The sequence below is a fragment of the Streptomyces sp. NPDC059142 genome (assembly GCF_042755665.1).
In the GTDB taxonomy this organism is placed as follows: domain Bacteria; phylum Actinomycetota; class Actinomycetes; order Streptomycetales; family Streptomycetaceae; genus Streptomyces.
In genome coordinates, this window is record NZ_JBHZDA010000048.1 from 31,712 (window position 1) to 53,062 (window position 21,351).

A 21,351-nucleotide genomic window follows, 5' to 3' on the forward strand; every position below is an offset into this window, starting at 1 on the left:
GTTGACTCAGGGCAACCGTGTCACTCTGAGAGTCCCCCCACTTGTGAACTTGTGAATCGTTTCTCCAGGGTTCCCCCGCTCTCCCGGGCCCCGGGAACCGGCTCACCAAGGAGGTGGCTCCACCCCATGCTTGTCCGTGACGCCATGAGTTCGGTGGTTCTGACCATCGGGCCCACGCATACGCTCCGCCAGGCCGCCGGGCTGATGTCGGCCCGCCGCGTCGGCGCCGCCGTCGTTCTCGACACCGACCACTGCGGTATCGGCATCCTCACCGAACGTGACATTCTCAACTCGCTCGGCGCGGGTCAGAGCCCGGACGTCGAGACGGCCTGCTCGCACACCACGACCGATGTCGTCTTCGCCTCGCCGGTGTGGACGCTGGAGGAAGCCGCGGCGGCCATGTCGACCGGCGGCTTCCGCCATCTGATCGTGCTCGACGAGCGCGAGCCCGTCGGCATCGTCTCCGTACGCGACATCCTCCGCTGCTGGGCCCCGGTCCGGCACGAGACGGCCGTCCTCACCGGCTGACCCCGGGACCGGCAGGCCCCGGGACCGGATCCCCCGCCCGGCCACCCGCCGGGCGGGTCCCGCTCCGCGGGTCCTGGACAACTCGTCCAGGGCCTAGGCGCGCAGGGCCCGCACCGCGGCGTCCAGGCGCTTGCCGAAGTCACCGTCCGCCCGGCGGAAGTTGTCGACCGCGCGTTCGGCGATGTCGTCGCGCGAGACCTGGGAGATGAAGCCGGCCAGGTTGTCGATCAGGCGGGCCTTCTCGTCCTCCGCCATCAGGCGGTAGAGGGTGCCCGCCTGGACGAAGTCGTCGTCCTCGGCGTGGCTCGGCGCCTCGTGGTTGCCCGTGACACCGGTGACCGCCGTCGGCTGCCACAGCGGCCGGTCCGTCTGGAAGGGCCCGCCGAAGCTGTTGGGCTCGTAGTTCTTGGCGCCCCGGTGGCGGCCGTCGTACAGGAAGCCGTCCCGGCTGTTCGTGCGCGCCTCGGTGGCGTGCGGGCGGTTGACCGGCAGGTGGTCGGCGTTGACGCCGACGCGGTAGCGGTGGGCGTCGCCGTACGCGAAGAGGCGGCCCTGGAGCATCTTGTCCGGGGACGGGCCGATGCCGGGCACGAAGTGGGCCGGCGAGAAGATCGACTGCTCGACCTCGGCGAAGATGTTCTCCGGGTTGCGGTCCAGCCGCAGCGTGCCGATCTCGATCGGCGGGTAGTCCTCGTGCGGCCAGACCTTGGTCAGGTCGAACGGGTTGAAGCGGTACGTGGCCGCGTCGGCGGCCGGCATGATCTGGACCTGGACCGTCCAGGACGGGAAGTCCCCGCGCTCGATGGCCTCGCGCAGATCCCGCTGGTGCGAGTCGGGGTCCTGGCCGGCGAGCACCGCGGCCTCCTCCGACGTCAGGTTCCTGATGCCCTGGTCGGTCTTGAAGTGGTACTTGACCCAGAAGACCTCGCCGGCCTCGTTGTTCCACTGGTAGGTGTGCGAGCCGTACCCGTTCATGTGGCGCAGCGTCGCCGGGATGCCGCGGTCACCGAAGAGCCAGGTCACCTGGTGGGTGGACTCGGGCGACAGACCCCAGAAGTCCCAGACGTTGTCCGCCTCCTGCGAGCCGGTGTACGGATCGCGCTTCTGGGTGTGGATGAAGTCGGGGAACTTGACGGCGTCCTTGACGAAGAACACGGGGGTGTTGTTGCCGACGAGGTCGTAGTTGCCCTCTTCGGTGTAGAACTTCAGCGCGAAGCCGCGGGGGTCGCGCACCGCGTCCGCGGAGCCCAGATTGCCCGCGACGGTGGAGAAGCGCAGAAACGTCTCCGTCTCCTTGCCGACCTCGGAGAGGAACTTCGCCCGCGTCCAGCGCGAGACGTCCCGGGTCAGCGTGAAGGTGCCGTAGGCGCCGGCGCCGCGGGCGTGCACGACGCGCTCCGGGATGCGCTCCCGGTTGAAGTGCGCGAGCTTCTCCAGCAGCGCCTGGTCCTGGACCAGTACGGGGCCGCCGACGCCCGCGGTCTCGCTGTTCTGGTTGTCGGCGACCGGAGCCCCGGCCTCGGTGGTGAGCGGTCCCTGCGTCACGTGCGCCTCCTGTGTCGTTCGGTGCGGTTCCTTCGTCCCTCCGGACCCTGTTCCAGATCCTACAATGGACTTAGTCCAAGTCAATCAGACATCCAAAGTCACACTCGTTCGGGACCTGGGTTCCTTCACTGTTAGGCTGGATTTCATGAGTGACCTGTTGGAACGACTCCGCGGACGTGGCTGGCGCATGACGGCGCAGCGACGCGTCGTGGCCGAGGTCCTCGATGGGGACCATGTCCATCTGACCGCCGACGAGGTGCACGAACGGGCCGTGGCGAGACTCCCGGAGATCTCCCGCGCGACCGTCTACAACACACTGGGCGAGATGGTGACGCTGGGCGAGGTCATCGAGGTCTCGACCGACCGCCGCGCCAAGCGGTACGACCCGAACGCGCACCGGCCGCACCACCATCTGGTGTGCGCGCGGTGCGGTGCCATCAGGGACGTCCACCCCTCGGGCGACCCGCTGGCCGATCTGCCGTCCGGTGAGCGCTTCGGCTTCACCGTCTCGGATGTCGAGGTGACGTACCGGGGCACGTGCCCCGACTGCGCGTCCGCGTGACGGAGAGGCCCCGGAGACGGGGCCTCTCCACTGGCACGGCCCGCGTGGCGCCGTACACATCCCCGAGCACACATGCCTGAGGCCCGGATCTCGTGATGAGATCCGGGCCTCAGGTCTTCAGTAGCGGGGACAGGATTTGAACCTGCGACCTCTGGGTTATGAGCCCAGCGAGCTACCGAGCTGCTCCACCCCGCGCCGTTGAATGAAACATTACGTCACGGTGCCGGGCAGTGCAAATCCCTTCCCGCGCAGGCGCGATGCCATCGGCGCAGGTCACACGGTGGGCGCCGGGCGCGGGGGTCGCGCGGCGCCCGGCCGGTGACCCGGCTCACGCGGTCAGCTCCTGGTGCAGCGCCTCACGCAGCCGCGCCGCGCGCTCCGCGACCTCCGCCGGGCCCAGCTCGACGGCGCGCGCGCACCAGCGCTGCCCCTCGGTCAGCTCGCCCCGGCGCGCGGCCAGCAGCGCGAGCCGCAGCGCGGCCCTGCCGTGCCCGGCCTGGGCGGCCCTGGTCCACCAGAGCGCGGCCTCCCGCTCGCCGCCCTCGCGGGCCAGCAGCAGCCCGAGGTTGAAGGCGCCGTTGCGGCTGCCCGCCTCCGCGGCCTCCCGGTACCAGCGGGCGGCCTCGTTGATGTCGCCCCGGGCGGCGGCGAGCATGCCGACGCGGACCTGGGCGCGGCGGTGGCCCTGCTCGGCGGCGCGCTCGTACCACTGCTCGCACTCGCTCTTCACGCCGTACGGCTCGCCGAGCGCGGGCGGCCCGGGCGGCGGCTCACGCTGGTCGAGGACGGTGGCCAGCCGGAAGGCGGCCTCCGCGCTGCCGCCGCCCGCCGCGCAGCGCAGATGGCGTTCCGCGGTGCGGTCGTCGCCGTCGCGCAGCCGGGCGATGCCGACCTGGAGGGCCGCCTCCGTGTGTCCGGCGGCGGCGGCGCGCTCGTACCAGCGCAGGGCCGCGCCGTCGTCGTCGCGGCCCGCGTAGAGGATGCCGAGGTTGAACGCGGCGTCCACGCTGCCCGCCTCCGCGGCCTTGGAGAACCAGGGCTCCGCGCCGGTCGGGTCGTCGGCCTGGAGGAGCAGGACGGCGAGCGCGTTGGCGGCCTCGCGGTGGCCCGCGTAGGCGGCGCGGCGGTACCACTGCTCGGCCTGGACGGTGCGGTCCTGGGCGGCGCAGAGCAGCCCGAGGTTGTACGCGCCGTTGACGTCGCCCGCGTCCATGGCGGCGCGGTACCAGCGTTCGGCGGTCTGGGCCTCGCCCCGGGCCGCGTGCAGCGCGCCCAGCGCGTTGGCGGCGTTCCCGTCGCCGTCCTGGGCGGCGCGCAGCCACCAGACGGCGGCGCTCTCCTCGTCCCCGGCGTCGCGCAGCAGGAAGCCGAGGGCGCAGGCGGCCCGCGCCTCGCCGTCCTTGGCGGCGCTGAGGTACCAGCGGCCGGCCTGCTTCAGCTCGCCTCGCCGCTCCAGGATCGCGCCGAGGTGCAGGGCGGCGCGCCGGTGGCCGCGCGCGGCGGCCTGCTGGTACCACTGGGCGGCCTCGCCGACGAGGGAGGCCGCGGCGCCGGCGGTCGCGGGGTCCGCGGGCCCCGTGTACGCGGGCATCCGGGGGTCGGTGAAGGGGTCCATGGAGAGCAGCGGCTCCTGGCCCGTACGGCGGCCCCGGGGGGACGGACCGGCCGTACCGGCCCGGTAGACCACGTCGGCGCCGGAGCGGGCGCTCTCGCGGGCTCTTCGCTCCAGTGCGCGGGCGAGCCGGTAGGCCGCCTCGCGGTGGCCCTGTTCGGCGGCGGCGCGCAGCCAGCGCTCCGCCCCCACGTCGCTGCGGTGCTCCAGCAGATCGGCGAGGGCGTAGGCGCCCAGCGCGTGACCCTGCTCGGCGGACTGGCGCAGCCAGTACTCGGCGGCGGGTTCGTCGCCGAGTTCGCGGTAGTGGCGGCCGAGGGCGTGGGCCGCGGGCGCGGAGCCGGCGACGGCGGCGATCCGCCACCAGCCGGCGGCCTCGTCGACGTAGCCGCGCTGGTGCAGGAGTACGCCGAGGTTGTTGGCGGCGGCGCGTTCGCCCTCGCCGGTCGCGGCGCGCAGGTACGGCTCGGCGCCGTCGAGATCCCCGCGGCGCAGCAGCAGGGCGCCGAGCACGCTCATCGACGCGGTGTCCCCGGCGTCGGCGGCGCGGCGGTGTCTCGCCTCGGTCTCGGTGTCCGCGTCGGCGGCTCCGGTCCCGCCGGCCGCGTCATTCACGTGTGACTGCACATACCGCCCTGTCTCCAACAGAGTTGCCCTATCCCCCATATTTTCCATCGTCGCACCACCCGCCGGCTGCGTACAGCCGGTATACCGCGCCCCACAAGGTCACTACAGCGTTTTGTCGACATGCCCACAGAGAGACACATCAAACCCGTCGGAGACCAACTGGGCCCACCTGCTACCCAGTTGGGACGGACACATGGCAAGGGCCCGGATCCTAGAAGGATCCGGGCCCTTGACTTCGCCGTAGCGGGGACAGGATTTGAACCTGCGACCTCTGGGTTATGAGCCCAGCGAGCTACCGAGCTGCTCCACCCCGCGTCGTTGTGTCCCAACCGTACCACGGGGTGGAGGTGTTGCCAGGTCAGCTCGTGTCGCCACCGCCGTCGGCGCTGTCGGAGCCGCCGTCCGCGCTGCCGGAGCCGGAGCCGGAGTCGGCGCCGGACTCCGCGCCCGCGCCCGGCTTCGCCTTGGCGGCCCGTTCGAGCGCGCTCTGAAGGTCCTTCTGGGCCTTGGCGTACGCGTCCCAGTCCGGCTTCTTCAGAGCCTCCTCGCCCGCCTCGTACGCCTTCTGGGCGTCCGCGATGGCCTGCTGGAGCGCCTTGTCACCGGTGGCCGGCGGCGTGGTGGTGTCGCCCGGTGGCTCCGTGGTGTCCGGTGGCTCCGTGCCCTCCGCGCCGAACACCGCGTTCAGCGCCTCGGGAAGGGTGTCCTTGAAGACCGGCTTGCCTCCGTAGGAGACGGCCACCTTCTTCAGCAGCGGATAGTTGGCGCTGCCACCGCGCGCGTACACCGGCTCGATGTACAGGAAGCCCCCGTCGAGCGGCACCGTCAGGAGGTTGCCGTACTCGATGTCCGAGTCGGTGCCTCTCAGGTTCCTGACGAACTCGGCGACTTCGGGCACACCGTTCAGCTCACTCTGCACCTGTTGCGGGCCCTGGACCGTGGACGTCACCCGCAGCACTCTGATCTTGCCGTAGTCCGTGCTGGTGGCGTCGGCGTCCACCGCCATGAACGCCCCCAGGTTGGGACGCCCGTTGGGCGTGAAGGTCGTCGTCAGCGAGAACTTCTGATCGCTCTGGCCGGGCATCTTCAGGCTCAGGTAGTACGGCGGGACCGAGTTGCTGTCCTTGGTGGTCGGGTCGTCCGGCACCTGCCACGCGTCACTGCCGCTGTAGAACTGGGCGGGGTCCGTGACGTGGTAGCGGGTGAGCAGCTCCCGCTGCACCTTGAACATGTCCTGCGGGTAGCGCAGGTGGTCCTTGAGCGTCGAGTCGATCGCGGACTTCGGCTTGACCGTGCCCGGGAACGCCTTCATCCAGGTCTTGAGCACCGGGTCCTCGGTGTCCCACTGGTACAGGTTGACCGAGCCGTCGTACGCGTCGACGGTGGCCTTCACCGAGTTCCGGATGTAGTTGACCTGGTTCTGCTGGGCGACGACCGCGCGCTGGCTGTCGGTCAGCGAGTCGGCCGTGGTGTCGCCGAGCGTCGTACGGGACGCGTACGGGTAGCCGTTCGTCGTCGTGTACGCGTCGACGATCCACTGGATCCGGCCGTCGACCACGGCGGGATACGCGTCGCCGTCGATGGTCAGCCAGGGCGCGACGGCCTCGACGCGCTCCTTGGGCGTGCGGTTGTACAGAATCCGCGAGCCGTCGCCGATGGCGCCGGAGTAGAGCATCTGGGGCTCGCTGAAGGCCACGGCGTACGCCGCGCGGTTCAGCGGGTTGGAGAGGTCGACGCCGCTCTTCCCCTTGTAGCTCGTGGTCTGCTCGCCGTTCTTCTCGTAGTCCAGCTCCTTCTGCGGGCCGCCCACGATCGAGTACTGCTCGGTCTTCTCCCCGTAGTAGACGCGCTGCTCGTACTTGGGGATGTCACCGGTGGTCGGCAGGCCGGACTCGGTGAAGTCGGGGGCACCGATCGTGCCCTCGTTCTCGTCCGTCACCGTGTTCGTGCCCTTGGACGCGATCAGTCCGTACCCATGGGTGTACGTGAAGTGATCGTTGATCCAGTTGCGCTTCGGGATACCGGTGATGTTCAGCTCGCGCAGACCGACGACCGTGTCCTGCGGCTTGCCGTCGGGTCCGGGGTACCGGTCGACGTCCAGCGTGGAGGGGAACTGGTAGTACTTACGCTCCTGCTGGAGCTGCTGGAACGCGGGCGAGACGACATTCGGGTCGACCAGCCGGTAGCTGGCGGCCGTGTCGGCCGCCTTGCGCTGCTCGGCCTTCTTGTCCGGGTCGCCCTTGCCCCCGTAGTCCTGCACATCCGCGGTGTCGATGCCGTACGCCTCACGCGTGGCGTCGATGTTCTTCTTGATGTACGGGGCTTCCTTGGCCTGCTCGTTCGGCTCGACCTGGAACTTCTGCACGATCCCCGGGTAGAGACCGCCGATCAGGATCGCCGAGAGCACCATCAGGCCGAAGCCGATCACCGGGAGCTGCCACGTACGGCGCCAGAGCGTCGCGAAGAAGAGCACGGCGCAGATGACCGCGATGCAGAACAGGATCGTCTTGGCGGGCAGGAACGCGTTCGCGTCCGTGAACCGCAGACCGGTCCAGTTGCCCGTCGCCTTGAAGTCGCTGGACTTCACGGCCAGACCGTACCGGTCGAGCCAGTACGCGACGGCCTTGAGCGAGACGAAGACACCGAGCAGCACCGAGAGGTGGCCGGTGGCCGCCGCGGTGGCCCGCGCGCCGGGGCTGGTGATCCGCAGCCCGCCGTACAGGTAGTGCGTCAGCGCGGCGGCGATCAGCGACAGCACGGTCGCCGCGAAGCCGAACGCCAGCATGAAGCGGTACCAGGGCAGGTCGAACGCGTAGAACGCCACGTCCAGCTTGAACTGGGGGTCCTTCTGCCCGAACGGCACCCCGTTGATCCACATCAGCCACGTACGCCACTGTCCGGCGGCGGAGGCACCGGCGATCAGACCGACCAGCGCGGTGATCCCGAGGAGCACCCACTTCTTGTACGGCGCGATCCCCATCCGGTACCGGTCGAGGTTCTGCTGCTCCATGGACATCGCGCTGAGCGGCGGCCGCAGCCGGTGCGCCAGCCAGATGTTCAGCCCGACCGCGACGGCCATCAGCAGTCCGAAGACGGCGAACAGACCGATCTTGGTCCAGAGAGTGGTGGTGAAAACCGATGAGTACTTCACCGAGCGGTACCAGAGCCAGTCGGTCCAGAACCCCGCGAACATGACGAAGAGCATGGCCAGAACGGCCAGTACACCCAATGTCATGAGCAGGGTCCGAGCCCGACGGGAAGGCCGGCCCACTCTGATCCGTGGCCCGGTCGGGCCTCCGCCGCGGTCCGGCATCTGGAAAGCCAACGTGCGCACCTCGAAGTTCGCGGTCGTGTGAATGCGTGTGGTTCAGTCTGTTCAACTTACTCAGGCTTTACCTAGTTCCCGCATCCGGGTCCGAAGGAGGCAGGATATTGACCATGTCCACTGTTTCTCCCTCAGGCACCCCCATGGCCGCGAGCCCGCTGACCCGCGCGGTGCTCGAAATCGACGAATACGCCTCGACGCTGGGATGGGACCAGCCCGCCCGGCTCTTCGCGCTCGTCGACACCACACGGCTGCGCACCGACGAACCCGAACTCGCGGCCCAGTTGGGTCTCGACGAGGAGGGCGGCTCCGTCGCCCCTCTCACCCCCGTGGAACAGGACGAGATCCCCGCGGGCACCCCGCTCGACGAGTTCCTCGGCACGATCGCCTGGCCCGGGGCGGTGGCCGGCTGCGCGATGACCGTCGAGCGGCTGATGCTGCCGCCGTCGGCCGAGGCGTCCGTACCGGACAATCTGGATGAAACGGCGCTCGCCGCGTGGGTCGCCTCCCACCCCGAGCGTCAGGAGGTACGGATGACCGTGGCCGTGCTGCGCGACGGCGCCCGGGAGTCCGCTCTGCGGCTGCGCGAGAAGGACTCCCCCAACGAGGTCCTCACGGGCTCCGGGCTGGTCCCGGGGCTGGCGGAGGCGCTGTCGGCCACCTTCGAGTCGTAACAGCGCCTCCGGGCGGCGCGGACACGGCCGGTCAGCTTGCCGAACAGCTCGGCAGGCCGGCCGTGTCCCCGCTGCGGATCTTCTCCAGCGATGTCGTCGCGTCCTTGATCGTCTTCACCCGGACCAGGGTGAGACCGCTCGGGATGTCCGAGGACGCCGCGGCGCAGTTCCGGTCGGGCGTGAGGAAGTAGCGCGCGCCCGCGTTCCGCGCGCCGACGAGCTTCATCTCGATCCCGCCGATCGGGCCGACCTCGCCCCTGTCGTCGATCGTGCCCGTGCCCGCGACGAACTTCCCGCCGGTCAGCGAGCCGGGTGTGAGCTTGTCGACGATGCCGAGCGAGAACATCAGCCCGGCGCTCGGACCGCCCACGTCGGCCAGCTTGATGTCCATGGTGAACGGGAACGTGTGATCAGTACCCGCCTGGATGCCGACGATCGCCCGGTCGCCCTCGTCGGACTTCCGTGTGGTGATCGTGACCTTCTCGGTGGCCGTCGGCTCCTTGCCCGCCTTCTCCGCGGCCTTCGCGTCCTTCTCGGGCACGATGGTGAAGACGACGTCCTCGCCCGGCTTGTGCTTCGTGACGAGTTTCGCGACGTCCTCGGGCGCCTTGATCTCCGTACCGTCCACGGCCTTGATCACATCACCGGCGTGCAGGACGCCCTCGGAAGGGCTGTCCTTGACCACCGAGGAGACGATCGTGCGGGAGGAGAACGGAATCCCCAGCTCGTCCAGGGCGGCGACCTTGGCGCTCTCCTGGGACTGGCTGAACTCCTCGGCGTTCTCCTGGGTGGACTGCTCTTCCGTCTTGCCGTCCGGATAGAGGGTGTCGTGCGGCACCACCACACTGTCGTGGGCCAGCCAGCCGTAGACGGCCTCGACGATATTCATGTTGTAGTCCGCGCCGGTGACCCTGACCGTCGTCATATTGAGATGACCCGAGGTCGGGTACGTCTTACGACCGGAGATCTGGAGCACGGGCTCACCGCCGGCGTCACCCAGTGTGTTCACCGTCGGTCCGGGGCTCATTTCCGAATACGGGACCTTGATGAGCACACCCGCGCAGAGCAGCGCGATGAGGACGAGGGTGGAAGCGAGCATCGTCGCGGTGCGGCGTGGCATGGAACGACAGTACGGGAAGGCTCTGTCAGTGCACCCCCGGGGCCGGTCCGTACGAGGTCACAGGGGACCTGGCCCCGGACCCGGGGGGCCTGCGGGATCCACCGGCCTCAGACCGGCTCCGATCCGGTCCCCGCTTTCTCCATGGCGTCGCGGAACCGGGCATAGCCGTTCAGCTCCGCCATGTCTCCTATCGTGCGGTCCCTGGAGACCCAGCTTCCCCATATCGCCGCGCCAATGACGGCGAACAGCGGAATCAACAGCCAGACGAGCACGGCCATACCGACCTCCGACCCATGAGTGTCTGCGAACTGACCGATCAGCAGATAAACCATCTGCAGCACCAACGCTGCTGGCCGGAAGGCGGTTACGCAAATCGGGCCGTACGGGTGGAGCCGCGCCTCTCGACGGAGCACCGCCCCTCCAAGGAGGCGCTACGCGCCCACCCGCCCACCCGTCGCCCGACCGCCACCCCTCTTACGAGGGCGCTACGCGCCCACCCGCCCACCCGTCGCCCGACCGCCACCCCTCTTACGAGGGCGCTACGCGCCCACCCACTCTTCGGTGCCGTCCGAGAATGTCTGGTGTTTCCAGATGGGAACCTCGTGCTTGAGGTCGTCGATCAGCTTTCTGCACGCCTCGAACGCCTCCGCCCGATGCGCGCAGGAGACCGCGACGACCACCGCCAGATCTCCGACCACCAGATCACCCACACGGTGGACGGCGGCCAGCGCGCGGACCGGATGACCGGCGACGATCTTCTCGGCGACTCTCCGCAGCTCGGCCTCCGCCGAGGGGTGGCAGGAATAGCCGAGGCCGTCGACGTCCGCGCCGCCGTCGTGGTCGCGCACCGTGCCCACGAAGAGCGCCGTACCGCCCGCCGCGCCGTCCCCCACCGCACGGAAGACCTCGTCGACGCTGAGCGGGGTGTCACGGATCGCGAGCAGCCGGATGGGGTCCTGCGCCGCCTGCTCGCCCGGGTGGGAACGCGTACTCGCCATAGGGCCATCGTGCCGTACGCCACCACCGGCATGGAACAGCCGTTCCCCCGGACCGGAGCGGGACGGGGCGGCACGAGGCGGCGCGACACGGGGCGCGGTGAGGCCGGTCGCGCGCGGGGCGGGCCCGCGGGCGGCTCAGATCCGGCGCCGCGCCTTGCGGGCGCGCCGTACCAGCGCGGCCGTACCGAGCAGCGCGACCGTGGCACCCGCCGCGCCCGCCGCCGTCGCGTCCTTGCGGCCCAGTCTGCGCCCGGCGACCGTGTGGCGGCCCTCCACCTCTTCGAGGAGGGCGGTGAGCACCTCCTCGTTCGTCCACCGGGGGCGCCAGCCCGCGTCGTGCAGCCGGCTCACGCTGACCACCCAGGGGTGCATCGTGTACGCGAGATCACCGGCCGGGGACGGGGTGAGACCGATGCGGTGCAGCCGGGCCGCCGCGCCCAGGGCGACCGCCGAGGGCAGCTCCATGCGGCGGATTCCGCTCAGCTCCTCGACCTCCTCCTGTTCCAGCCAGCCGTCGCAGCCGACCGCGAACTCCCCGTCGACCTTTTCGAGCGCCGCGTACTCCAGCGCGCTCACCAGGTCCTCGACATGGCAGAACTGCCAGGTGGGGCGCGATCCGGCGACGACGAGCAGCCGGGGCGACTCGAAGTAGCGGGTCAGGGCCGTGTCCGTACCGCCGATGAGGACGGTGGGCCGTACGACCGTCACATTCAGGCCGGGGTGGGCGCGGGGCGCGCGGCGGCCCAGCCGCTCGATCTCCAGGAGATCGCCGACGCCGGTGGCCTCGGCGGTCGCCCGTAGCTCCGCGTCCTCGGAGAGCGGGATGTCGTTGTCGGGCAGTGCGCCGTAGACCATGGCCGAGGTACAGAGCACGACGCGGTGCACCCCGGCCGCCGCGGCGGCCGTGAGCACGGTCTGTGTGCCGCGCACGTTGTACGCGGTACGGGCCGCGGCGTCGGTCTCCAGGTCGAGGTCGAGCGCCAGGTGCACGACGACGTCCGCCCCGCGCAGCTTCTCCGCGATGGCCGGGTCGCGGACGTCGAGGATGTGCCACTGGGCCTCGGAGACCTCCCCTCGGCGCTCGTCGATGGCGATGACCTGCTTGATCTCCTCGGACGCCGCCAGGCGCCGGGTGAGCAGGTCACCGACGCCGGAGGCGGCGCCGGTGACCGCGACGACGGGGCCGCGGGACGGGGTCGGGGTTGAGTGGTTTCGCGCTGCGCGAACCTGCGGATCTGGGGAACTCACCGGGCGTCTCCAGCGGTTGTCTTCAATACGTACGTGAATGGCGCGTACGTACCAGGTGACGTCCATCCTGCCGCAGGCCATCGGCCGACGGAGCATCGAGCCCGGAAGCCGCCGGGATGTCGATCCCGTCCCGACCCGCGGCACCGCCCCTGTTCTCCCTGTGCCGCTTAGGCTGGGAGGTGCAGTCGGGCAGTCGCCGCCGGCAGGAAGCCGGTGGCCCTACGAGCCGAGGAACCCCGTGAGTGACACACCATTCGGATTCGGCCTTCCGCCGGAGGAGCCGGAGGACGGCGACGGCAAGAAGAAGGACCCTGCCGGAGGTGGTCAGGGTGCCGGCGGCCAAGGCGCCCAGGGCAACCCCTTCGCAGGATTCGGGCTGCCGGGTGGCGGCGGCGCGGGCGGCGCGGACAACCCCTTCGCCGCGATGTTCGGTTCGCTGAACCCCAACGACCTGGGGGCCGCGTTCCAGCAGCTCGGCCAGATGCTGAGCTACGAGGGCGGTCCCGTGAACTGGGACATGGCCAAGCAGATCGCCCGCCAGACGGTCGCCCAGGGCACCGCCGACGGTACGAAGGACGAGAGCGTCGGCCCCTCGGAGCGCGCGCAGGTGGACGAGGCGGTGCGGCTGGCGGACATCTGGCTGGACGGCGTGACGTCGCTGCCCTCCGGCGCCAACGCCTCCGTGGCGTGGAGCCGCGCGGAGTGGGTCGAGGCGACGCTGCCCGCGTGGCAGCAGCTCGTCGACCCCGTGGCGGAGCGGGTCGGCACGGCCATGGGCGAGGTGCTGCCCGAGGAGATGCAGTCGGTGGCGGGCCCGCTGATCGGCATGATGCGCTCCATGGGCGGCGCCATGTTCGGCCAGCAGATCGGGCAGGCCGTGGGCGTACTGGCAGGTGAGGTGGTGGGCTCGACGGACATCGGGCTGCCGCTGGGACCGGTGGGCCGGGCCGCGCTGCTGCCGCTGAACATCGAGGCGTTCAGCAAGGACCTCGGTGTCCCCAAGGACGAGATCCGGCTCTATCTGGCGCTGCGCGAGGCCGCCCACCAGCGGCTCTTCGCCCATGTGCCGTGGCTGCGGTCGCACATGTTCGGCGCGGTCGAGGGGTACGCGCGCGGGATCAAGGTGGACACCTCCAAGCTGGAGGACGTGGTCGGCCAGTTCGACCCCAGCCACCCCGAGGAGATCCAGGAAGCACTTCAGCAGGGCATGTTCCAGCCGGAGGACACCGCGGAGCAGAAGGCCGCGCTCGCGCGGCTGGAGACGGCGCTGGCGCTGGTCGAGGGCTGGGTCGACGCGGTGGTCCACGAGGCCGCGAAGAACCGGCTGACGGCGGCGGACGCGCTGCGCGAGACGCTGCGCAGGCGCCGGGCTTCCGGCGGTCCGGCCGAGCAGACCTTCGCCACCCTCATCGGGCTCCAGCTCCGCCCCCGCAGGCTGCGGGACGCCTCCCGGCTGTGGGCCTCGCTCACGGACGCGCGGGGAGTCGACGGGCGCGACCGGCTCTGGGAGCACCCGGACATGCTGCCGACGGCCTCGGACCTGGACGACCCGGACGGTTTTGTCCACCACGAGCAGCTCGACTTCTCCGAGCTGGACAAAATGCTCGGTGAGGCGGCCGGCGACAGCCCGAACCTTCGGAAGGACGAGAAGGACGGGAAGGACGGGAAGGGCAAGCCGGACGGCAAGGGCGGCGGGGACGTCAAGGGCGACGAGGGCCGCAAGGACGACAAGGACGACACCGACAAGTGAGCCTGCACGACAACGCGGTCCTCGCCCTGAAGGCGTACGGAGGGACCGAGCCCGGCCAGCGGGAGCTGCGCGGGCTCTATCTGGACCACTTGGCGGCCCATCCGGACGGGATGTGGAAGGCGTGCGGGGCCGGGCATCTGACGGCGAGCGCCCTGGTCGTCGACCCGGAGCGGGGCCGCGTCCTGCTGACCCTGCACAAGAAGCTCGGCATGTGGCTCCAGATGGGCGGCCACTGCGAGCCGGGCGACACGACGCTGGAGCGCGCGGCGCTGCGGGAGGCGGAGGAGGAGTCGGGGATCCCGGATCTGACCCTGCTGCCGGGCGGCCCCGTACAGCTCGACCGGCATCCCATCCCGGCGCCCTGTCACTGGCACCTCGATGTCCAGTACGCGGCGCTGGCGCGGCCCGGCGCGGTCGCGGCCATCAGCGAGGAGTCGCTGGACCTGCGCTGGTTCGCGTACGACGAGGTGGCGGGGGTGGCCGACGGCTCGGTCGTCCGGCTGCTGGAGCGTACGCGGGCGGTCCTGGACGCCTGAGACGAGGCGACGCGGGGATCAGGGGGCGGGGTCCGTGACCCCGCCCCCTGACCTGCGGGCGGGTTCCGTGGATCCCGCCCGCTGACCTGCGCGGACCGGGTCACCTGCTCCAGGCGTTGTTCTGGTTCTGCCCGTACGCGCCGTTCTGCCCGACGCCGTACTGCGCGCCCAGCCCCTGACCGATCTCCGCCTGCTGCGGGGGCATGACCTCGCTCGGCTGGACGAGCGCGAAGCCCTGTCCCAGGAAGCTCAGCTCCCAGCCCTCGCCGGTGGAGCCGCGCCGCCGCCGTATCCCCGAGGAGTGCGTCTGCGCCTGCATCTGCACCCGCAGCGCGGAGGACCAGGCGACGACCGCGTCCGCGTCGGCGCTGACGTACTTGTCCTGCGTGACCTCCATCATCAGCGGCTGGCCCGAGGTCATCAGCGCGACCTTGCCCCGCCCGGAGATGTTGAGCTGGTACTTGCCGGAGCCGGAGATCCCGTACTGGCTGTCCACGGCGACGACTTCGGAGTGCAGCGTGGAGTCGAGCGCCAGGACGTAGGCGCTGTCCACCGTCATCCCGTCGTGGTCGACATCCACCACATGGATGTACTGGGCGAGGTTGGCCAGATAGACCGTGCCCTGCCCGGAGCAGCGCATCAGGTCCAGGCCCTCGCCGGTGGCGGCGCGCGCCTGACGCTGGCCGTGCGACTGGTACTCACCGTCGAACTCGATGAGCCCCTGGTAGGCGACCATCGCGCCCTTGCGGGCGAGGAGGTCGTCCTGACCGTCGAGCGCGACCCGCAGGAGCTGCGGGTTCTGGACGGCGTAGCGGTCCTGGGACTGCTGTTCGGTGTACGCGAAAAGCGGACTCTGCATGGTTCCTCGCTCCCCTCAGCCCCGGACCCGCAGGCGGTCGGTGCTGTCCTCGCTGGGCTGGACGACGACGATGCCCTGGCCGGAGAAGGCCATCTGGTAAGCCTCCCCGCTGCCCCGCCCGATCAGCGAGGACGCCTTGAAGCTGCGCTTGCCCTTCACCTTGAGCGCGGGCGACCAGGCGACGAGCGCGTCGGGGTCGACGTAGGTCTCGTCCTCGCCGCGTCCGCAGTCGACGACGACCGGGGTGCCGCGCGAGGTCAGGGCGACCCAGCCCGTTCCGGAGATCTGTACGTTCCACAGCCCCTGGCCGGCGAACTTGGCCAGCCCCTTGACGCGCTCGACGCCCCACTGGAGGTGCGCGTCGAAGGCCAGCAGGTTGGAGCCGTTGACGGAGAGCGCGTCGTTGTCGAGGTGGATGACGACGACGTCGGACCCGTAGTCGGCGAGATAGAGCAGTCCGTCGCCCGTGCACCTCATCACGGGGGTGGTCTCGCCGGTGACCCACTGGGAGGCGATCTGGCGGACGGCGGGCGGGTTCGGCTCGTACTGGATGAAGCCCTCGTAGGCGATCATCGAGCCGGTGCGCGCGTAGAGGTCGTGCCCCGAGGCCATGGCGACCTTGAGCATGGAGCGGCCGTGGTTCTCCATCCGGGCCGCGACGGGGGTCGGGGCGAAGCCCGCGAGCTGCTGGTTCATTGTCCGGGCTCCCTCAGACCTCGTACGGCTGGACGACGATGAAATTGCCGGGCGCTCCCCGGAACTGGAGGTTCACGGTCTCCCCGCTGTGGCCGGGGTACGCGTTGCGGCGCAGCCTGACCTGGCTGGAGATGATCACCTGCGCCGCCGACGACCAGGCGACGACGGCGTTGCAGTCCGCGAAGGTCGTGGGCGTGACGGGGAGCACCACCGGGGTGCCGTGGGTCTTCACGACGACGGTGCCCGTGCCCTGGAACTGCATGGTGAACAGGGCGCCGCCGGGGATGCCGTGGCCCTCGATACGGCGGACCTCGTACTGAAGGCTCTCGTCGAAGGCGAGGACGTTCTCCGCCGAGACGCAGATGCCGTCGCCCTGGAGTTCGACGGGGTGGAGATGCGCGCCCTCCTCGGCGAGGAAGACCTGGCCGCGGCCGGTGCAGCGCATGAGCTGCATCTCCTGGCCGGTGGCGTTGCCGACGACGCGGCCGACGAAACCGGCGCCCTTGTAGCCGAAGTCGACCTTGCCCTGGTACATGACCATGCTGCCCTGGCGGGCGAGGACGGGGCTGCCGCCCTCACCGAGGTCGATCCGGACAAGCTGGCCGTTCTGCGAGGTCCAGCGCTGCCCGGTGGGCGCCTCCTTGTACGGCTGAAGGGCCGCCTGGAGACCGGCGCCGCCGGCGGGCATCCCCTGCGGCACCCCTTGGGGGGCGCCGGGCGGCTGCTGCCCGAAGGGGGCGGGGGCACCGAACGGGGACGGCGCGGCGGGCGGCGGCATCTGGCCGGGGACCTGGCCGAACTGGGGCTGCTGCGGCTGCGGGGGCTGCTGGCCGTACGGCGCGGGCGCGGGCGGCGGCGGTACGGTGCCGCCCTGCGGGGTCATCGGCGCCACGATGGTCGGCGCGGCGTGCACGGGCTGCGGGGCGGGAGCCGGGGCAGGCGCCGGTGCCGGGGCCGGTGGTCCCATGGGGACGCCGAAGGACGGCGCGGGCGCGGCCGGCGCGGCGGGCGGGGCGAACCCCGGGACGGGGCCACCTGCCGCCGGGGGTTGCGGCGCCGCGGGCTCCTCCTCGGCGACCTCGCCGCCGAAGTTCTTCAGGAGCGCGTCGAGTCCGCCGTCGAAGCCCTGGCCCACGGCGGCGAACCGCCAGACGTCCTTGAGGTAGAAGTCGCCCAGCATCACCGCGCGCTCGGTGGTGAACTCCGAGCCCGTGAAGGCGTAACGGACGACTTCCTCGCCGCCCGCGACGATCCGGATGTATCCGGGGCCGACCTGCGACATCTGTCCGGCGCCGTCGATCGTGGCGGTGAAGGACAGCTTGTGGACGGTGGCGGGGACGCGGTCCAGCGTGACCCGGAAGGACTCGGTGTCGCCGGCCTGCGCGCCCAGCAACTGGATGGATTCCTCCGGCGACTTCGGCTGGTTGAAGAAGATGAAGTAACGGTCGTCCGAAAGCTGTTCGTCGGCGTCGAGACCGAAACAGCTGATGTCGAAGCTCAGCCCCGGAGCCGCGATCTGCACACCCACGTACAGATCCGTCCCCGCCGTGAGATCACTGATCCTGGCCTTGTGGCCACGCTGGAATTCCCGTGCCATACGTAACGACCGTCCCCCATCCCGACTGCAATGCGTCGCGCCAGGCTAACGGCTGGGTCGGACAATCGGCCAAGTCGGTACGGACTCGGTACAGGACAGGTGAGAAGGGGGCTCCCCGCGCTCATCCCCCGGCTTCGGCGCCGGCCGGGTCGGTCTCGTCGACCGCGTCCGTCTCGTCGATGTGCTCCACATCGTCCGCCTCGGTGCCGTCCGGTCCGTTCCCCCCACGGGTGAGGGGAAGGTGGGGAAGCCGGCCGGCCGCGACCACGCCTTCGAGGTAGCCCCGGGCCCGCTCCGTACGCGGGTACGCCTCCAGCAGCCGCCAGAAGCGCGGGCCGTGTCCGGGCACCAGCAGATGGGCCAGTTCATGGACGAGGACGTAGTCGACGACGTACTCGGGCATGCCCTGGAGCCGGTGCGAGAGCCGGATGCTGCCCTCGGCGGGGGTGCAGGAGCCCCAGCGGGTGTTCTGGTTGGTGACCCACCGGACGGAGGCGGGCCGCGCCCTGCCTCCGAAGTACTGCGCGGAGAGCTGGGCGGCGCGCTCGGTCAGCGCGCCGTCGCCGAGGACCCGCTTGCTCTCCTGGGCGGCGAGCTTGTCGAGCATCACCGAGACCCAGCGGCGCTCCTCCGCCTCCGACATCCGGGCGGGGATGAGCACGATCGTGCGGTCGCCCTCGCGGTACGCCGAGACCGTTCTGCTGCGGCGGTTGCTTCTCCGGACCTCGACAGCGCTCGTCCGCGAGCCGCCGAGCGGGCGGCTGAGGGAAGGGTCGGCGGGCACGCCCTGACGTTACCCGCTCAGCGCGGCGGAAGTCCTGTCTGCCGAGGGGTTCCGGCTTGTTCCCCGCAGGGCCGCGCGGTATTCGAACGATTAATGCCCGTGGCTGTGGACAACTTTCGGCACCGTCGGCCGCCGCCCTCCATTCTGGGTGCACGGATCAGCGGGAACGGGGAGGCCGAGATGCGTCCGATGATGAAACCCGCGCTGCGGCGCGCCTGGCGGGACCGGCACACGGTGCAGTTCGGGGTGACGCCCGCGCACGCGGTGCTGATGGGCCCGGTCGACACAGCCACGGGCAGTTTTCTGGAGCTGCTGGACGGGACGCGCGGGCTGCCGCTGCTGCGGGAGGAGGCCCGCGCGATGGGGCTGCCGGACGGACTGGTCGAGACGCTGGTACGGCGGCTCACGGAGGCGGGGGTGCTCGACGACCCGGGGGCGGGCGGCCCGGGGGCCGACGCGCTGCGGAGCAGGACGGAGGAGGTCGAGCGGCTGCGGCCCGATCTCGCCTCGCTCTCCGTGCTGCATCCCGAGCCGGGGGCGGCGCCGAGGAGGCTGGCCGCACGGCGGTCGGCGCGGGTGCAGGTCAGGGGCGCCGGCCGGGTCGGGGCGGCCGTCGCGGCCGTGCTCGCGGCCTCGGGGGTGGGACGGGTCGACGTGCTGGACGGCGGCTGCGCGACAGCGGGGGATGTGGCCCCCGGCGGGCTGCCGGACCACTCGGTCGGTGAGCGCAGGGACTTGGCGGCCCGGCAGCTCGTCCGGCGGTCCGCGCCCGGCCGGCCACCGAGAACGGCGGGCTCCCCGGGGTCGGCCGGGTCGGCGGAGGGGGAGCCGCCGCTCTCCCTGGTGATCGTCACACCGCGCGACGGGCTCGCGGCGTACGCACCCGATCCGGTGACGGCCGAGCCGTGGCTGTCCACCGGTACGCCGCATCTCTACGCGGGGGTGATCGAGGCGACAGGGCTGGTGGGGCCGCTGGTGCTGCCCGGCGGCACGGCGTGTGCGGGATGCCTGGCGCGGATCCGGGCCGATCACGACCCCGGGTGGCCGAGGATGCTGGCCCAGTGGCGCTCGGGGCGCGGGGCGGGCGCCGTACCGGCCTGTGACCTCGCGCTGGCCACCACGGTGGCGGGGCTGACGGCGGCTCACGCCTTGTCGTTCCTCGACGGGGAGCTTCCCGCCAGTACGGGTGCACGATGGGAGGCGGCACTGCCGCTGCTGGACTGGCACCCGGAGCGGATCGCCCCTCATCAGGACTGCCCGTGCGGCGCGGCCGGACGGCGAAGGGGGGAGCGCGTCTCCGGAACGGGGGCGTCGCACGACACAATGGCCGGGTAACCGCCGTACGCGGCACGGCTGTCTGGGATTAGGAGGGGCTTCATGTCTGATCTTCCCCGGAAGGCGGTCACCCGCACCGCGAAGCTGGCCACGCTGCCGCTGGGCTTCGCAGGCCGGGCCACCTGGGGGCTGGGCAAGCGGATCGGCGGCAAGTCGGCCGAGATCGTCACCCGGGAGCTCCAGCAGCGCACGGCGGACCAGCTCTTCAAGGTCCTCGGGGAGCTGAAGGGCGGCGCGATGAAGTTCGGGCAGGCCCTCTCGGTCTTCGAGTCGGCGCTGCCCGAGGAGATCGCCGGGCCGTACCGGGCCGCGCTCACCAAGCTCCAGGAGGCGGCGCCGCCGATGCCGACGCACACGGTGCACACCGTGCTGGCGGAGCGGCTGGGCGAGGAGTGGCGGGAGCTGTTCCTGGAGTTCGAGGAGAAGCCCTCGGCCGCCGCGTCGATCGGTCAGGTGCACCGGGCGGTGTGGCACGACGGGCGTCAGGTCGCGGTGAAGGTGCAGTACCCGGGGGCCGGGGAGGCGCTGCTCGCCGATCTGACCCAGCTCAGCCGGTTCGCCCGGCTGCTGGGGCCGCTGATCCCGGGGATGGACATCAAGCCTCTGATCACCGAGTTGCGTGACCGCGTCTCCGAGGAGCTGGACTACGCGCTGGAGGCGGCGGCGCAGCGGGCGCACGCGGTGGAGTTCGCGGACGATCCGGACGTGGTGGTGCCGGAGGTGGTGCACCAGGGCGAGCAGGTGCTGGTGACCGAGTGGATGGACGGGGTCCCACTGGCGGAGATCATCTCGGACGGCACACCGGAGCAGCAGGACCGGGCGGGGCAGCTTCTGGCGCGGTTCCTCTTCTCCGGCCCGGCGCGTACGGGGCTGCTGCACGCGGATCCGCACCCGGGGAACTTCCGGCTGCTGCCGCCCGTGGACGCCGACGAGTCCCAGGAGGAGAAGGAGGAGGAGGCGCAGGGGGGCGCGTACCGGCTGGGGGTGCTGGACTTCGGGACGGTGGACCGGCTGCCGGGCGGGCTGCCCGGGATCATCGGTGAGGCGCTGCGGCTGGCGCTGGAGGGCGACGCCGAGGCGGTGTACGAGCTGCTGCGCGAGGAGGGGTTCGTCAAGGAGTCCATCGATCTCGACCCGGACGCGGTGCTGGAGTATCTGCTGCCGATCATCGAGCCGGCCGCGGTGGAGGAGTTCACCTTCACGCGGAGCTGGATCCGCACCCAGGCGGCGCGGATCGCGGATCCCCGGTCGCCCGCCCACCAGTTGGGCAAGCAGCTCAATCTGCCGCCGTCGTATCTGCTGATCCACCGTGTGACGCTGAGCACGATCGGGGTGCTCTGCCAGCTCAACGCGACGGTACGGCTCAGGGACGAGCTGGAGGGGTGGCTGTCCGGGTTCCTGCCGGAGCCGGAGCCGGAGCCCGGCCCGGACGGCGACGCCGGTCCGCAGGCGCAGACGGATCCGGTGGAGGCGGCGGTGGACCCGGGCGCCTGAGCAGCGCCGGGCCCCTCGCGGGACAACGCGGAGCGAGGGCCGGCCCCCTCGGGACCGGCCC

18 protein-coding genes and 2 tRNA genes are annotated in these 21,351 nt (G+C 71.1%); 7 read left to right on the forward strand and 13 right to left on the reverse strand.

Annotated features, from left to right (window positions below; genetic code table 11):
• Positions 1 to 126: 126 nt before the first annotated feature.
• Positions 127 to 528 carry a cyclic nucleotide-binding/CBS domain-containing protein gene (locus ACFXPK_RS18870; RefSeq protein ID WP_384996595.1) on the forward strand — a complete coding sequence of 134 codons (402 nt, stop codon included), beginning with the start codon at positions 127 to 129 and terminating at the stop codon, positions 526 to 528.
• A gap of 93 nt (positions 529 to 621) precedes the next feature.
• Here the strand turns inward: ACFXPK_RS18870 and ACFXPK_RS18875 are convergent, their stop codons facing one another.
• On the reverse strand, positions 622 to 2,073 hold the full coding sequence (locus ACFXPK_RS18875; protein WP_385076782.1) for a catalase: 1,452 nt from the start codon (positions 2,071 to 2,073) through the stop codon (positions 622 to 624).
• A 145-nt stretch (positions 2,074 to 2,218) separates the two neighbouring features.
• Here ACFXPK_RS18875 and ACFXPK_RS18880 point away from each other — a divergent pair, with 145 nt between their 5' ends.
• Positions 2,219 to 2,635, forward strand: a complete 417-nt coding sequence (locus tag ACFXPK_RS18880; protein WP_384996600.1) for a Fur family transcriptional regulator — start codon at positions 2,219 to 2,221, stop codon at positions 2,633 to 2,635.
• A 121-nt stretch (positions 2,636 to 2,756) separates the two neighbouring features.
• On the opposite strand, the gene ACFXPK_RS18885 is transcribed toward ACFXPK_RS18880, so the two are convergent.
• The 4 genes from ACFXPK_RS18885 to ACFXPK_RS18900 form a co-directional block, all read right to left on the reverse strand.
• Positions 2,757 to 2,830: transfer RNA gene (locus tag ACFXPK_RS18885), tRNA-Met, on the reverse strand.
• 133 nt (positions 2,831 to 2,963) lie between these two features.
• A complete protein-coding gene (locus ACFXPK_RS18890) occupies positions 2,964 to 4,922 on the reverse strand; it encodes a tetratricopeptide repeat protein (protein ID WP_385076785.1) in 1,959 nt (652 codons plus the stop codon).
• A gap of 193 nt (positions 4,923 to 5,115) precedes the next feature.
• A tRNA-Met gene (locus ACFXPK_RS18895) sits at positions 5,116 to 5,189 on the reverse strand.
• Positions 5,190 to 5,232: 43 nt separating this feature from the next.
• Positions 5,233 to 8,187 carry a UPF0182 family protein gene (locus ACFXPK_RS18900; protein WP_385076810.1) on the reverse strand — a complete coding sequence of 985 codons (2,955 nt, stop codon included), beginning with the start codon at positions 8,185 to 8,187 and terminating at the stop codon, positions 5,233 to 5,235.
• Positions 8,188 to 8,312: 125 nt separating this feature from the next.
• On the opposite strand from ACFXPK_RS18900, the gene ACFXPK_RS18905 reads away from it, so the two are divergent.
• The gene (locus ACFXPK_RS18905; RefSeq protein ID WP_384996605.1) at positions 8,313 to 8,873 is read left to right on the forward strand and encodes a PPA1309 family protein; all 561 of its coding nucleotides are present in this window, start codon (positions 8,313 to 8,315) and stop codon (positions 8,871 to 8,873) included.
• A gap of 31 nt (positions 8,874 to 8,904) precedes the next feature.
• Here ACFXPK_RS18905 and ACFXPK_RS18910 read toward each other — a convergent pair whose 3' ends face one another.
• From ACFXPK_RS18910 to ACFXPK_RS18925, 4 genes are all read right to left on the reverse strand, one after another.
• Positions 8,905 to 9,993 carry a PDZ domain-containing protein gene (locus ACFXPK_RS18910; protein WP_384996608.1) on the reverse strand — a complete coding sequence of 363 codons (1,089 nt, stop codon included), beginning with the start codon at positions 9,991 to 9,993 and terminating at the stop codon, positions 8,905 to 8,907.
• A gap of 107 nt (positions 9,994 to 10,100) precedes the next feature.
• Positions 10,101 to 10,325, reverse strand: a complete 225-nt coding sequence (locus tag ACFXPK_RS18915; RefSeq protein ID WP_384996639.1) for a hypothetical protein — start codon at positions 10,323 to 10,325, stop codon at positions 10,101 to 10,103.
• Between the two features lie 207 nt (positions 10,326 to 10,532).
• Entirely contained in the window at positions 10,533 to 10,991 is a 459-nt protein-coding gene (locus tag ACFXPK_RS18920; RefSeq protein WP_384996611.1) for a molybdenum cofactor biosynthesis protein MoaE, read from the reverse strand.
• A 135-nt stretch (positions 10,992 to 11,126) separates the two neighbouring features.
• Positions 11,127 to 12,239, reverse strand: coding sequence for an SDR family oxidoreductase (locus ACFXPK_RS18925; RefSeq protein WP_384996613.1), 1,113 nt, complete (start codon positions 12,237 to 12,239; stop codon positions 11,127 to 11,129).
• Positions 12,240 to 12,477: 238 nt separating this feature from the next.
• Between ACFXPK_RS18925 and ACFXPK_RS18930 the strand changes: the two genes are divergently transcribed.
• Positions 12,478 to 13,989 carry a zinc-dependent metalloprotease gene (locus ACFXPK_RS18930; protein ID WP_385076790.1) on the forward strand — a complete coding sequence of 504 codons (1,512 nt, stop codon included), beginning with the start codon at positions 12,478 to 12,480 and terminating at the stop codon, positions 13,987 to 13,989.
• Positions 13,986 to 14,525, forward strand: coding sequence for an NUDIX hydrolase (locus ACFXPK_RS18935; protein WP_384996618.1), 540 nt, complete (start codon positions 13,986 to 13,988; stop codon positions 14,523 to 14,525). Before ACFXPK_RS18930 ends, ACFXPK_RS18935 begins: the two co-directional genes overlap by 4 nt.
• 100 nt (positions 14,526 to 14,625) lie before the next feature.
• Here ACFXPK_RS18935 and ACFXPK_RS18940 read toward each other — a convergent pair whose 3' ends face one another.
• From ACFXPK_RS18940 to ACFXPK_RS18955, 4 genes are all read right to left on the reverse strand, one after another.
• A complete protein-coding gene (locus ACFXPK_RS18940) occupies positions 14,626 to 15,384 on the reverse strand; it encodes an AIM24 family protein (RefSeq protein WP_385076793.1) in 759 nt (252 codons plus the stop codon).
• A gap of 15 nt (positions 15,385 to 15,399) precedes the next feature.
• Positions 15,400 to 16,080, reverse strand: a complete 681-nt coding sequence (locus tag ACFXPK_RS18945) for an AIM24 family protein (RefSeq protein ID WP_384996621.1) — start codon at positions 16,078 to 16,080, stop codon at positions 15,400 to 15,402.
• Positions 16,081 to 16,093: 13 nt separating this feature from the next.
• On the reverse strand, positions 16,094 to 17,677 hold the full coding sequence (locus ACFXPK_RS18950; RefSeq protein ID WP_385076795.1) for a TerD family protein: 1,584 nt from the start codon (positions 17,675 to 17,677) through the stop codon (positions 16,094 to 16,096).
• A 121-nt stretch (positions 17,678 to 17,798) separates the two neighbouring features.
• Positions 17,799 to 18,461 (reverse strand): M48 family metallopeptidase, encoded by a 663-nt coding sequence (locus tag ACFXPK_RS18955; protein ID WP_385076798.1) that lies wholly within the window; start codon positions 18,459 to 18,461, stop codon positions 17,799 to 17,801.
• Between the two features lie 180 nt (positions 18,462 to 18,641).
• On the opposite strand from ACFXPK_RS18955, the gene ACFXPK_RS18960 reads away from it, so the two are divergent.
• Together ACFXPK_RS18960 and ACFXPK_RS18965 are read left to right on the forward strand one after the other, a co-directional pair.
• Positions 18,642 to 19,796 (forward strand): ThiF family adenylyltransferase, encoded by a 1,155-nt coding sequence (locus tag ACFXPK_RS18960; protein ID WP_385076801.1) that lies wholly within the window; start codon positions 18,642 to 18,644, stop codon positions 19,794 to 19,796.
• 42 nt (positions 19,797 to 19,838) lie between these two features.
• Positions 19,839 to 21,290 (forward strand): ABC1 kinase family protein, encoded by a 1,452-nt coding sequence (locus ACFXPK_RS18965; RefSeq protein ID WP_385076803.1) that lies wholly within the window; start codon positions 19,839 to 19,841, stop codon positions 21,288 to 21,290.
• Positions 21,291 to 21,351 lie beyond the last annotated feature (61 nt).